Origin of the sequence: Staphylococcus hominis subsp. hominis, from assembly GCF_002901845.1 — a bacterium.
Lineage (GTDB): Bacteria > Bacillota > Bacilli > Staphylococcales > Staphylococcaceae > Staphylococcus > Staphylococcus hominis.
Genome location: NZ_PPQE01000030.1, coordinates 216,034 through 229,957, shown reverse-complemented (window position 1 = coordinate 229,957; position 13,924 = coordinate 216,034). Strand labels below are relative to the sequence as shown.

Sequence of the window (13,924 nt, the reverse complement as noted above, 5' to 3'; positions counted from 1 at the left end):
ATATTAATGATTTAATTCATTGGCAAGTACAATTTCATTATAGTTAATATTTTCACGTAATTGCGTGGCAATTTCATTGGTAACTTTATTTTTAGAAATCAATTCGTCTAAAATTTGACGCTGAGTATACAATGCATCTAATTTAGCATCATATTGTTGTTGAGTGTTTAATTCATGCATAAATTTATTTTCTTCACGTTGATGTTTTCGATTATGATGTTGTCTTAACGTACGTGATAGTGCGTAATATTGGTTGATAATTAAACTGACTTCGAGGACATTTGTGCTATTTTGTTCTTCTTGAAGTCTCAAAGTCACCTGACGGTTAACAATACGTATAATGTGTTGTACTTTTTTAAAGTTATTTCTTAATTCTTTTCTGTCAGTATAGCGCTGTTGTTCAAATGAGGATTGATTCACACTATGATGTGAATCTTTTCGCGCTTTAAATCTAAGTATGATTAACTTACTAAAACGATTTAATTTCTCAATAAAAGACATTTCTCTAAATGATTGTGTAAATTCCATTACTTTACGATAATCACTTAAATCTTTTTTAGTAATACGCTCCTGTTTAATTAACTGTTGAAGCGTCTCAGTTTCAACTTCTTCTGCAATGTCTCTTAATCGATGTAATTCTTTCGTATTTTTATCATCGCTTTCCATGTCGATTAAAAATGATAATTCATTAAAATATTGATTCAGAATAGGTCGATAATCGATATCTTTGTGCGTAGCTGCTTTTTCTTTTAATGTGTGAATAACATGTTGAATCATGAAAATTTTAGCGGATTGATAACTCATACCTTTGAAGTGTGATTGTTGTTTGGATGGCGTAATGAACGGAAGAATCATTTGTGCAAAAATTAAACTGATGAGTACCATCATTGAAGCAATAAATAGTAAATCGTTTCTATGATCAAAGTTCTGATTGCCGTTAATAATGAATGGTAATGTTAATGCCATTGACAATGAAATCGTTCCATGAATGCCACACAAAGTCATAATAAATGCATAACGACTCCGTTTTGGTGGTTGTGTTTCTTCTTCGTCATCGAGATATGCTTCAACATTTTTCGGATAGTAAAAATCTTTGAACAAAACATAGACCCAAATAAATCTAAAGATATAGATGGCAAATGCTATAAGGAATGCTACCACAATTAGAAAAACTAAATTTTGTGGTTCATTACGTACAATTTCTAAAATAACTTCTGGCACAATATATCCTAAAACGACGAAGACAAAGCCATTTAATGCATAACTTAATGTATTCCAAATTTGATTGTAGTTCATTTGTAATTCAGTTTGGGCGCGAATGAGACGATCTCGTTCTAAACCATGAATCAACCCAGCTACCACAACTGCAATAATCCCAGAAGCATGAACTTCTTCAGCAATAAAATAAATGACAAAAGGAGTAAGTAATTGGATGAAAGTCAATGTATTACTATCTTTTAAACCTTTATTAGAAGTGAGGTAAACACGTAAACTGACGACTAAAGCGCCAATTATTGCGCCTACTAAAATACCAAGAAATGTTGAGAGTAGAAACTGACCAATTGCATTTATAGCTGAAAAACTACCTGTCACCAGAGCAGTGACTGCAATTTTAAAAGAAATAATACCTGCAGCATCATTTAATAGAGACTCTCCTTCTAAAATTGCCATAGACCCTTTGGGTAATACTTTACCTTTAGTAATGGCTGATACAGCAACTGCATCTGTCGGACATAAAATACCTGCAATAGCAAAAGCAGCTGGCATCGGTAAATTAGGCCAAATCCAATGGATGAAAAAGCCGACTCCAATCACAGTTGTAAATACTAATCCCATGGCCATAAGAACGACAGGTTTTCGATATTCTAGAAGTTTTTCTCGAGAAACATGTGTCCCTTCCACAAATAAGAGTGGGGCAATGACAGCCATCATAAAGACTTCTGGTTCAAATTTAAAATGTAGTGGAATGGGTAAGATGAATAAAGCGACACCTAAGGCAATTTGAATGAAAGCTGTTGGAATGTTGGGGAAGCGATGATAAATAATAGAACTAATGATAACAGCAAGTATAAATAATAAAAAAGCTTCTAACAATTCCATATGTATTGTGACTCCTTTTTTTAAATAATTAATATTTTATCATGATTAAAAAGATAATGAGATATTTTAGTATATTTCATTATTAAGACATAGAAAAGCGGAACTGAATTCAGTTCCGCTTAAATAAAATATCTAATGATTGATTGATTCTCGAGGTTGCTGACGTGTTTTTTCAGCTAAATATTCAGCATTTTTTTTATACTTTTTATAGAACAAGAATAAGAATATAAACCAAATTGGTGAAATACATATGGCTACTCTCGTATCAGCACTAAAGAATAATAATACAAATACAAATAAGAAAAATGCAAGAATAACATAAGCCATTGCTTTACCGCCTAGAAGTTTAAATTTATTATGTTTATGTTCTTCAGGATTTTTCCGTACATATATAATGTAAGAAATAATGATCATTGCCCAAACGACTATAAATAATACAGTTGAGAGTGTAGTGACATAAATAAATAATTGAATTGCATCTGGGAAGATAAAGTTTAATAATGCAGCTAAAAGTAATGTTCCAGAAGATACCAGCATTGATAAGTAAGGCACACTATGATGATTTGTCTTACTTAACATTTTAGGTCCTAATCCTTGTTTAGATAAACCAAATAAAATACGACTATTAGAATAAATACCACTATTCGTTGCAGAAGCGGCTGCTGTTAATACGACAAAGTTAACAAGTCCTGCTGCAAAAGGTAAGCCAATCATACTAAATAACATCACAAATGGACTTGCATCAGGGTTGATCTTATTCCAAGGAATCACTGACATGATCACAAGTAAGCCTCCCACATAGAATAATAAAATTCTAACAGGTACATTATTAATTGCTTTTGGAATAACTGTGCGAGGATCTTTAGTTTCTCCGGCTGTAACACCTATTAGTTCAATACCAATAAATGAGTAGACAGCAATTTGGAATGACATTAAAAATCCAGCTGGTCCATTTGGAAAAATACCGCCATGATTTACAAGATTACTAAAAGACGCATGACCATACGATGTTTTAAATGAAAAGAAAATCATAACTAAGCCAACGATAATCATAGCAATAATAGTAATAATTTTTATAATAGAGAACCAAAATTCTAACTCTCCAAATAATTTTGCACCAAGCATATTGAATGAAATAAGTAAGAGTACGATAAATAATACAGTTAGCCAGTGAGGAACGTTTGGAAACCAAAAACTAAAATATTGTCCCATTGCTGTTAAATCAGACATACTTGAAACAATCCAAGATAACCAATATGTCCAACCAATGACAAAACCACCGAACGGCCCTAAATATTCGTTGGCAATGTCTACAAATGAATTGAAACGTGTATTACTAAGTAACAATTCTCCAAGTGCTCTCATAAAAGCAAATAACACGATACCAATAATTAGATAGGTGATGAGTAGTGATGGTCCTGTTAACGAAATCGTTTGTCCAGAACCTAAAAATAATCCTGTGCCAATAGCGCCACCAATTGCAATTAATTGAATGTGTCTATTACTTAATTCTCTTTCTAACTGTCTTGCCATAGACTTCCCCCTAAGAAAGCAATATAATAATCGAGTAAGCGCTTTCTTCGAATTTTGAAAACTTTTTTAACAAAGTAGAAAAGAGTAAAGATCAATTTGTAATTAATTAGAATATTCAGATTTTTAAAAGTTTACCTTTTTTAAATTTTGTTAAATATGTAACTTTTTTAAATTTTGTTAAATATGTAACTTTGTTAAAAGTTAATTTTATTATACTCTTAATTTTCAAAAAAACAAATATGTGTATACAACTATGAAAAACAGAATAATTTATATTTATAATAATCTATGGCATAATAGATAAAATTTAAAAATGTATTAGAGGAGTAGAGGAATGAGAATCGGAGCGATTTCTGATCTACATATAGATAGACATCCTAAATTAAAATCAAATGTATATCTAGAAACATTGATTAAAGTAGTACAACATAGAGAGGTTGACTTACTATTAATTGCAGGAGATATTTCGAACTATTTTAGAGATAGCTATCAATTTATTAAAGATTTAAAAACTGCTTTACATATTCCCGTACTATTTGTTCCAGGAAATCATGATTATTGGAAAGTAGAGGATGAAACGACATCTCAAGATATTTATGATTTTTATAGAACAAAGCCAGAGTGTTTGTTGGATCATCCATATGTAATTAATGATAATTGGGCTATTGTAGGCCATACTGCTTGGTATGATTACAGTTACGCTGATAAAAAGTTTGAAGAAACTCGATTAAAAAAAGGGAAATATTATGGGGCCACTTGGCAAGATAAAGTGAAAATCGATTGGGATGAAGATGATACGATTTTATCCAAAAAGGCGGCTAAGCATGTTAAACAAGCATTGGAGCAACTTCAAGATAAACAAATTATTTTAATGACACATATTGTAACACATTCTAAATTTGTAGTACCTACCCCTCATCGTATTTTTGATTTTTTCAATGCATTTATAGGTACATCAGATTTCGATCAATTATATCAGCAGTTTCCGATTAAATACAGTATTATGGGACATGTTCATTTTCGTAAATCTTTAGTTGAAAATAATATAACCTTTTTATGTCCTTGTTTAGGTTATAAAAGAGAATGGCGAACAGCAGATATATATTCAGAAATGAATCATGCATTAATGGACTTTGTAATAGAATAAAAAAAGAGCAAGAAACGACGTTTAGAAGGAAGTCGCTTCTTGCTCTTTTAATTTATGGTTTTACATAGATACATTTTTTACCAGGGGCGTTAAAGCTACGCTCCATGAATTCTTTTTTAATTTTTATAATCTGGAAGCGATTAGGTACTAATGCAGGCACAATTACTTTTCTTAAAAAGTGACTCCATAAAGGATCAATATAATAGTAATGTGTGTCGTCATATCCAATAAGTAATGTAACGTGAATGTTAGACACAAGCTGACGCGTATGGTTATCAAATTTAAACGTTTTACGTGAAGGTTTTTGACCTAAACTTGTATGATACATAAGAACCGGTTGTCCTTGATCAATCACAGTTTCTAGTTCCTCTAAATTCGTACCAGTGCCATCTACGATACGTGAATCAAAAGTTTGTAAATATGGAACATAAGCAGAAGGGAAAATCGTTTGGTGATGACCAAACTTAACAAGTAAATGATGACCAACATAGCCTTTATAGGGATTATTTGGATGAGTGGGCCAATGTTTCATAATATCAGTAGCTTTAATATTATGATGATTATATTGTAATAACATAGCTGCAGAAACGCCTTCACAACCCATAATCATAGGGATTGGAAAAAGTTGACTTTTAGGCGTAACAGATAATAATTTTTTATTCATTAACGTTCTCCTTTATGTCAGTAAAACATTGTTTTAAAGTAAATTTATTATATACCTTGATTAGAGTAGCGTATAATCATTTGAATTCTTTGTTTGAATATTATTTACTAAGAAATATTATTACTAAAATATGGATATCGTTTTAAGTATATATTCATTTTTAGTTTGTGGTCAAAGCGTATTAATATCTAACTGTAATAATTCGATTATATATTGAAAAGAAATCCCTTTTTCATATTTTTGGAAAACGTATCGTAATATATTGGCTTTCATTTTATATTTACTAGACATAAAAAACGCCCTTCAAAGTTTTAATATCTACTTTGAAGGGAGCATATCAACAATTGTCTTAACATATTGGCAGTCGATGATTATATTAAAAATGGAGGCTAGATTACGTTTATTAATATAAGAATACATTAGATACGTTGATATTTTTTAAAATATAAAAATTGAAGTAAAACTATGAGAATTGCTGTGATAACAATTACTGTGATATAAGGCATTACATTGTATTGTCCTTTAAGACCAACTAAAGGAGACACTAAACCACCAAGGATAAATTGAAACAAACCTAGTAAACTAGAAGCATTTCCACTTCCACCAGTACGTTCTTCCATAGCCATTGAAAATCCTAAGGGGCCGATTGAAGTGACAGGACAAACATTTAAAAAGAAAGCGACTAATAAAAGCCACAATGGACCTTGTAATATCAAAGTAAATACAATGAGAAGTACACCAATAAGTTGAATGAAAGTCAAATAAATTAAGATTTTAAAGCGATGTATACGTTCAACAAGCAAAGCAACGATTTGACTCACAACAATTAAACCAATGCCATTGATTGCAATCATTACACTAAATTGTTGAGGTGTCATATGGTATATTTTCTGAGTGATAAACGGAGAAGCAGATGAAAAACTAAATAACATAACATAAGTTAATCCTTGCAAAAACATTGGAATAATAAATTTTGGTCGTTTAAGTAAACGTCCAAAGTCAGAAAATATATGTTTAAAATTGGAAGTAACGTGCTCAAAGTGATGTGTGGTCGGCATATTGAAAGTAACGCCACCTAACATAATCATACTAATAGCTGTTAAAATAACAAAGATAATTCTCCATGAGCCAAGAGAAAGCGATAAACCTCCAAGTAACGGCATTAAAATAGTCACTATACCATTTACAACCATAAGAGAAGCAAGAAATTTAGCTAGAGTATTTCCTTGGTAATAATCTCCTGCGAAAGCTTTAGCGATAACAATAATACCTCCGGCAGTTAATCCTTGTACCAAACGTATCAATAAAAATATTGGAAATGTTGTAATAAATATCGCACTACATGAAGCTAAAACGAATACACTAAGAATTATTAGTGCAATTCTTTTTCGACCCAATACATCTGATAAAGGTCCGAATACAAACTGTCCAAGCGCTAGACCAATCATTGCAAAGGATAGGGTAAGTTGTATGCTTGACGTTGATGTATTAAATTGTTGCTGAATTGCTGGTAAAGCAGGTAAATACATATCTATAATCATTGGACCAAATGCTGTCATTGTTCCTAGAACGATAAGTAATAGCATCGGCAATTTAGTATGTGTTGAGTTATGCATAATTGTACTCCTTGAAAAGATTTGCAATGTACATTATATAGGTTTTTGAGAAAATATGTAATTTCAAATATAAAAAGCTCTAAAAAGATTGATTTAATCAATTTTTTTAGAGCTGAAATTTATCACAATACATAAGAATATTAATTATTATTACCAAGAATACTGTTTAGTTTTTTCTTGATATCATCTACTTTATTATTGACATCATCTAATAGCGCATTCACTTTGTTTTCATTTGCGTTGTTTTGTTGTGCATTATTTGCTTCTTTTAATTTATTAACTTGGTCTTGATAAAATTGAGTTAATTTAGAGTCTTCTTTAGTAATCTCATTATTTTTTAATTTATCAATTTGAGATTGAATTTGTCTAAGACGTGATTCAGTGTCTATTTTATCTTTAATATCATTTTTTGCATCTTCAACTTGTTTCTTGATATTATCGCTTTGATTTTGAACTTCTTGTTGATAATTTTTAGATACATCATTTGTTGCATTATAAGTATGTTGTTTATTGTCCGATTCATTTTTATGATCAATATAAGATTTAGTCGCAAAAATGCCAATAATTAAAAGAAGAATTGCAATAATAGCGATTAACCAACGTTTTGATTTTTTATTTTTTTCATTCTCTTCTTCCAGTAATTGTTCACGTCTAAAGTCACGATCGTTATAGTAACGATTACCCTTTTCATCATAATCGCCCTGATTTTGATGATGATACTCTTGACGAGGTTCATTTCTTCTGTAATTTTCTTCACTTTGACGTCCTTGTTGACGTTGTTGATACTCCCGACTTTTTTGATTACGTTGTTGATATTGATCATCGTATTGATATGAATCTTTGTATTTTTCAGTACGTTTCATAGATTTCACCTCTTTTTAATTATTTAACTTAATTAATCGAGCAATATTTTCAACAGTTTGTGTTAAGAATCGTTCTCCATGTGCTAATAAATAGGGTAGTTCTGAGGGCATTTCTATAATGCTAAACACACTATCAATTCCATGTTGATATACGGCTTGATAATTTTTTCCCAAACTACCGCATATCGCAATCACAGGTAAGTCGAATTGTTTGGATGCTTTTGCCACTCCAATAGGTGTTTTACCATAAATTGTTTGTACATCTATTTTTCCTTCTCCTGTAATAACTAAATCGGCATCTTTAATTCTTTCAAGAAACTGCGTTTCTTTTAAGACAATATCGATGCCATTAGATAATGACGCATTGAAGAAAGTGAGAATACCGGCGCCTAATCCACCGGCAGCTCCAGCACCGGGTATATCTTTAACACTGATATGATATGCTTTCTCTATCATATCATGATAATTTGCGAGTGCGGAATCCAACTTTGGTATCATCTTTTCAGTTGCTCCTTTTTGTGGTCCATAAATATATGTGGCACCATTAGGGCCTAATAAAGGATTTGTAACATCACATGCCACTTCAAAGGTAACGTCGTTTAATCTATAATCTAAATTTGACGCATCTATATGGGTCAAATGAGCAAGAGCACCACCACCAAGTTCAATTTCTTCATTATCAGAGTTTAGAAACTTTACGCCAAGAGCGGTCAGCATACCACTACCACCATCATTTGTTGCACTTCCTCCTATGCCTAATATAATTTTAGTCACATGATGGTTTAGAGCGTCTTTAATTAATTCGCCAACACCAAATGTTGTAGTAATTAAAGGATTACGTTCATCTGTACGAATTAAATCTAATCCTGAAGCTGCTGCCATTTCAATAATAGCTACACGATTATCTCTAGAACGAGCATAAGATGCAGTCACTTCTCTAAATAGTGGATCATGTACTTTAATGCTATGAATTGACGCATCTAATGCTTCTATTAAAGCCTCGGTTGTACCTTCGCCACCATCTGCCATAGGGATAACCTCTGTTTTAAGCGAATCACCGAATATATTTTTAAAACCCCGTTCTATAGCTAATCCAGCTTGTTTAGCAGTCATACTCTCTTTAAATGAATCTGGCGCAATAACAATTTTTTTTATGTTCAACGAGATCACTTCCGATTAAAATTATAAATAAAAATCTAAATTAAAATGATTTAATGTTTAAAATATAAAAAAAGTATATAATGGTATTTAATTAAATAGAATCGATTAAACACTATAATTTAACATTATTGTAGTGGAGGAGTAGTGTAAATGTCTAACTTTAAACAACACGAATTTTACATCTGGGTCATAGGGTTATTATTATTTTACGGTTACTTAGGTTTAATCATTCCTTTACATGGAATCGATTGGTTTTTTGGAAGTCCTCAAGGCATAAGTGCCTTTTACCAACATTTTGATAATTTGAATGGACGTTATATTAGTAATTTAATTGAGCTTGTAGCAGTACGTTCGGTAATATTACGTATGATTATGTATTCAATAATATCAGTAAGTATTATTTTATTAATACTCAAATTGATACGCCAAACATTTTCAATTCGTCATCTCATGCTTGCAACTATTTTATTACTTATTATACCTAATTCAGTTTTTTCAGAGAGTTATGGAAGCTTTGGTTATTTTTTTAGTTATGCTTTTGGAATGATATGTGTTCTCTATCATTTTTGTTTTATAAGTAAAATTTTATTTACAAAAGATGAACTAAAAATGTACAATATCATTTTGTTTTGGATAAGTTGTTTCAGTGGGCAATTATTTGCTGAATCATTAACCTTTTTTGTTAATTTAGCTTTATTCACGACATTAATGGCTTATTTTATGTTAAAACGTAAAATTAATTTTAATTTATTAATAGGGTTTCTATTATCATTATGTGGTACATTAATAATGTTGATTAACCAGACGTACATTAATTATCTGAGTGACATTCAAGCAATGAGAGCACACATTGATGGCTTAGGTTATGTTCATAAATTAAGAGTTACAATATTAAATGACCTTCCACATTATATGTTTTTTAATCATATTGTCATAGTGTCTATGATTGCGATTGTTATAATTGGGTTACTTATAAAAAATACTCGCTTTCAAACGTTTTCTAAAATTAGACAAATTCTATTAATGATTGGCATACTTGCATTGCCTATATACAAGATATTTATTTTTGAACCCTTTAATTTTAATCAAACAACGTTGATTACAAGTTATGGTCTAATTAATTTCTTACTATGCTTTAGCTTTTTCGTCAGTATAAGTATGGCTAGTTTTATTATAGTTACAGATAGCTACTATCGTATCATTTTAATCGCTGCTTTTATTTCCATTATTTTAAGTGCGATACCTATCTTTTTCATTTCAGAGGTAACGTCTCAACAGTTCTTTATTGTCTATATAATGTGGTGTGTGATATTGATTACTTTAGTTACTGAATTACATACTTTAAAACAAAGCTATGATAATATTTTAAAAATTTGTGTAGGATGTTTATTATTCGTATTTATTGCTATTTTTACGATTGTGCATTTTAAATATGAAGCTAGATTAAATAATATTCAAACTCAAATTCAACAACATAGAAATGAAATTATTGTAAAACATTTGCCATTTGAGACATATTTCTATGAAATGACTCCAACTGAAGAAACCGCAAAGGAAAATTTCAAAGAGTACTATCAAATTTCAAATAATAAACAACTTAAAATACTGCCGTTTGATATTAATGTAATAGAAGACAGAGGAGATTAACTATGAAGTTAAAACAAACGCACTATGAAATAATCAAATTCGTCATCGTGGGTGGGATTAATACACTTGATTATTATTTAGTGTATCTCATTTTATTAAAATTATTACACGTTCACTATATGGTGAGTCATATTATTGGATTTATAGTAAGTTTTATTATTTCTTATTATTTAAATTGTTATTTCGTTTATAGAGTTAAACCAACCCTTAAGAAATTTTTAAGTTTTCCATTAACACAAGTAGTAAATATGGGAATGCAATCTTTGTTTTTATATATATTTGTAAGATGGTTTCATTTCCCTTCTGAAATTGCACCCTTTGTAGGACTTATCGTTACAATTCCAATTACTTTTATATTATCTAAATGGATTTTAAAAGACTAAAATTTAAGAAAGAGCTAGAAATATGTATTTCTAGCTCTTTTTTTATAAATAGTAAATTAGGCTTGGCTAAAAAATTAATTAGTTTATTTTTATAAAAATAATAGAAATAAAAAAATATTGTAATTCAAATTTCGATAGTACATACTATTAATACTAAGTGTTTAAGGTGGTTAACTAGATATGACCCAAAGCGAAAATCTTAAATTGGCGCAAAGAGGCGCTTATTTAAGTTTAGTTGTTTATATCGTTTTATCTGTTGCAAAATATATTACTGGGTATGTGTACGATTCAGCAGCTGTAAGAGCAGATGCATTGAACAACATGACTGATATTGTTGTCTCTATCGCTGTTATTGTGGGATTAAAGATTTCAATTAAGCCAGCTGATAAAAATCACCCTTATGGTCATTTGAAATCTGAAAATATTTCAACGCTTCTCGTATCATTTATTATTATGTTTGTAGGTATACAAGTAGTGATTGAAAATGCACCTCGAATTTTGACAAATGAACAACATATTCCAAATTTTATTACGATTATTATTAGTATGATGAGTGGTGTCATTATGATTGGTGTTTATGCTATTAATCATAGGCTTGCAAAACAAACTAAAAGTAGCTCATTAGACTCGGCCTCAAAAGATAATTTATCTGACGGTTTAGTCAGTATTGGTACTGCTATTGGATTATTATTTACACAATTTGGTCTACCTATCATTGATGTAATACTTGCCACTGTATTAGGGTGTTTAATTATTTATACTGGGTTTGGAATATTTAAAGATTCAATTTTTACATTGAGTGATGGATTTAAAGAACAAGATTTAGAAGAATATCGAAATCTTGTTCAAGAAGTTACAGATGTAAGAGAAGTAAAGAATGTAAAAGGACGTTATCACGGCAGTAGCATTTTTTTAGATGTAACGATTGTAGTTGATGCAAATTTATCATTACAAGAAGCGCATGATATTTGCGATAGAGTAGAAACACATTTAGAAAATAATGGTATATCGTCTGTATATGTTCATCCAGAACCAAATACATTAAATGAGAAATAAAAAAGAGCGGGAGTATACTCCTGCTCTTTTTTGATTCAATTTACCACCAACCATTTGATTCTCTAAAACGTATCGCTGCTCCAATTGATCCATAACGTTCTTTTGCATATTGAATCATGCCTTTCGTTTGGGTTTCCACTGATCCATACCCCCATGATTGGTTAGTTTGGCCTAATCCATGGTATTGACCATTTGATGCATTAGGGTTACCGCCGGATTCAGGAAGTACAATTTTCTCCCACATTTCTTCTGTGCCTCCAGCAGCTAAGAAACGTTGATATACTGATTGTGTACGACTTGAAGTACTAGAAGTGGTCGTGTTTGAACTTGATATATTTAAATTAGATGTATGACTTTGATGATATTGGTATTGATGTTGTTGAGAAGGGGATGTTGATACCTCTTCTGCGTGTGCCTGGCCACTTTCTAATCCAGCGGCACCTAATGAGAGCATTGTCATTAATGCAAAAATTGATTTTTTCATGATAAAAAACTCCTTTGTGATTTGGATATTAATGTTCGAATTAAAACATTGCATCCCAATAAATCTAGATGTTGACTACGGTAAGTTCACTATAACAGTTCATTTAATGACATAGGTTACTGTCATATCAAGATTAATTATCAAATATGAACACGAAGTAACAAATATCTCAACCGTTTATCATATATTCCGAATTAAATTAGAAGTAGTCCTATTATGAAAAAAAGTGAAATCGTTCTATAATAATGATGTAAAGATAAATAGATATTAAATTAAATAATGAGGAAAGTATTTATAATTCAATCGTTATACTCATTAACTTTCTATTAATCTAAGGAGTGTTATATTATGCCAAAATTAATTTTATGTCGACATGGACAAAGTGAATGGAATGCGAAAAATTTATTTACCGGTTGGGAAGATGTTCAACTGTCAGAACAAGGGAGAAATGAAGCCATCACTTCAGGTAAAAAATTAAAAGAAAACAAAATTGAAATTGATGTTGCCTATACTTCTTTATTAACAAGAGCATTAGAAACAACTCAATATTTATTAGCTGAATCTGATCAAGAATGGATTCCTGTTCATAAAAGTTGGCGCCTGAACGAACGACACTATGGAAAATTACAAGGATTAAATAAAGATGATGCCCGTAAGGAATTTGGTGAAGAACAAGTTCATCAATGGAGACGTTCTTATGATGTATTACCACCAGCACAAACTGAAGAACAACGTCAATCTTATTTAAATGATCGTCGTTATCGTCATTTAGATCATCGTATGATGCCTTACTCTGAAAGTTTAAAAACAACATTAGAGCGTGTCATTCCAATTTGGACTGATCATATTTCACAACATTTATTAGATGGGGATACTGTACTTGTAGCAGCACATGGTAACTCTATTCGAGCATTAATTAAATATTTAGAAGACGTATCAGATGAAGACATTATAGGCTATGAAATTAAAACAGGCGCACCGTTAATTTATGAATTAGATGACGATTTAAAAGTAACTAATCATTATTATTTATAAAAGTGTGAGCAAGAATTTTTATTTATTGTAATATAGTAGATAGAATAAAAGGCTAAAGCATTAAAGAAGTGCTTTAGTCTTTTATTAATGTAGTGGAGTAAGATTGCTTATAAAAATAGTTAAACGGTTTTAACTAACGTCGATATTGCTTAATCATCTTTAATGCACGTTTACGTGTTTTAATATTAGAACTTTTTAAGTTGCGACGTGCAGTTTGTAAATCTGGTTTCATAAA

General features: G+C 30.6%; 13 protein-coding genes. 5 read left to right on the top strand and 8 right to left on the bottom strand.

The genetic code is table 11. The features are described from left to right. Positions 1-3 precede the first annotated feature (3 nt). Together CD034_RS10280 and CD034_RS10275 are read right to left on the bottom strand one after the other, a co-directional pair. The gene (locus tag CD034_RS10280; RefSeq protein WP_103288354.1) at positions 4-2,100 is read right to left on the bottom strand and encodes a cation:proton antiporter; all 2,097 of its coding nucleotides are present in this window, start codon (positions 2,098-2,100) and stop codon (positions 4-6) included. 132 nt (positions 2,101-2,232) lie between these two features. Further along, positions 2,233-3,633, bottom strand: coding sequence for an amino acid permease (locus CD034_RS10275; protein WP_065581131.1), 1,401 nt, complete (start codon positions 3,631-3,633; stop codon positions 2,233-2,235). 334 nt (positions 3,634-3,967) lie between these two features. On the opposite strand from CD034_RS10275, the gene CD034_RS10270 reads away from it, so the two are divergent. Beyond that, positions 3,968-4,780 (top strand): metallophosphoesterase, encoded by an 813-nt coding sequence (locus CD034_RS10270; protein ID WP_002448624.1) that lies wholly within the window; start codon positions 3,968-3,970, stop codon positions 4,778-4,780. A 52-nt stretch (positions 4,781-4,832) separates the two neighbouring features. Here CD034_RS10270 and CD034_RS10265 read toward each other — a convergent pair whose 3' ends face one another. From CD034_RS10265 to CD034_RS10250, 4 genes are all read right to left on the bottom strand, one after another. Beyond that, positions 4,833-5,444 (bottom strand): C39 family peptidase, encoded by a 612-nt coding sequence (locus CD034_RS10265; RefSeq protein WP_002448367.1) that lies wholly within the window; start codon positions 5,442-5,444, stop codon positions 4,833-4,835. 419 nt (positions 5,445-5,863) lie between these two features. Further along, complete coding sequence (gene tcaB, locus CD034_RS10260; RefSeq protein ID WP_002448477.1) at positions 5,864-7,060, bottom strand: putative multidrug effflux MFS transporter TcaB; 1,197 nt, start codon at positions 7,058-7,060, stop codon at positions 5,864-5,866. Positions 7,061-7,200: 140 nt separating this feature from the next. Further along, positions 7,201-7,923, bottom strand: coding sequence for a hypothetical protein (locus tag CD034_RS10255; RefSeq protein ID WP_002448557.1), 723 nt, complete (start codon positions 7,921-7,923; stop codon positions 7,201-7,203). Between the two features lie 15 nt (positions 7,924-7,938). Further along, positions 7,939-9,084 (bottom strand): glycerate kinase, encoded by a 1,146-nt coding sequence (locus CD034_RS10250; RefSeq protein WP_103288353.1) that lies wholly within the window; start codon positions 9,082-9,084, stop codon positions 7,939-7,941. A gap of 150 nt (positions 9,085-9,234) precedes the next feature. Between CD034_RS10250 and CD034_RS10245 the strand changes: the two genes are divergently transcribed. From CD034_RS10245 to CD034_RS10235, 3 genes are all read left to right on the top strand, one after another. Then, positions 9,235-10,731: a hypothetical protein gene (locus CD034_RS10245; protein WP_002448402.1), complete on the top strand. Its 1,497-nt coding sequence runs from the start codon at positions 9,235-9,237 to the stop codon at positions 10,729-10,731. A gap of 2 nt (positions 10,732-10,733) precedes the next feature. Further along, complete coding sequence (locus CD034_RS10240) at positions 10,734-11,114, top strand: GtrA family protein (protein WP_002448341.1); 381 nt, start codon at positions 10,734-10,736, stop codon at positions 11,112-11,114. Positions 11,115-11,294: 180 nt separating this feature from the next. Then, entirely contained in the window at positions 11,295-12,170 is an 876-nt protein-coding gene (locus CD034_RS10235; RefSeq protein ID WP_049432561.1) for a cation diffusion facilitator family transporter, read from the top strand. A 40-nt stretch (positions 12,171-12,210) separates the two neighbouring features. Here the strand turns inward: CD034_RS10235 and CD034_RS10230 are convergent, their stop codons facing one another. Then, positions 12,211-12,654, bottom strand: a complete 444-nt coding sequence (locus CD034_RS10230) for an aggregation-promoting factor C-terminal-like domain-containing protein (RefSeq protein ID WP_049432558.1) — start codon at positions 12,652-12,654, stop codon at positions 12,211-12,213. 348 nt (positions 12,655-13,002) lie between these two features. On the opposite strand from CD034_RS10230, the gene CD034_RS10225 reads away from it, so the two are divergent. Continuing rightward, positions 13,003-13,689 (top strand): 2,3-diphosphoglycerate-dependent phosphoglycerate mutase, encoded by a 687-nt coding sequence (locus tag CD034_RS10225; protein ID WP_002448565.1) that lies wholly within the window; start codon positions 13,003-13,005, stop codon positions 13,687-13,689. A gap of 133 nt (positions 13,690-13,822) precedes the next feature. Here the strand turns inward: CD034_RS10225 and CD034_RS10220 are convergent, their stop codons facing one another. Further along, entirely contained in the window at positions 13,823-13,921 is a 99-nt protein-coding gene (locus tag CD034_RS10220) for a putative metal homeostasis protein (RefSeq protein ID WP_100066500.1), read from the bottom strand. Positions 13,922-13,924: the final 3 nt, after the last annotated feature.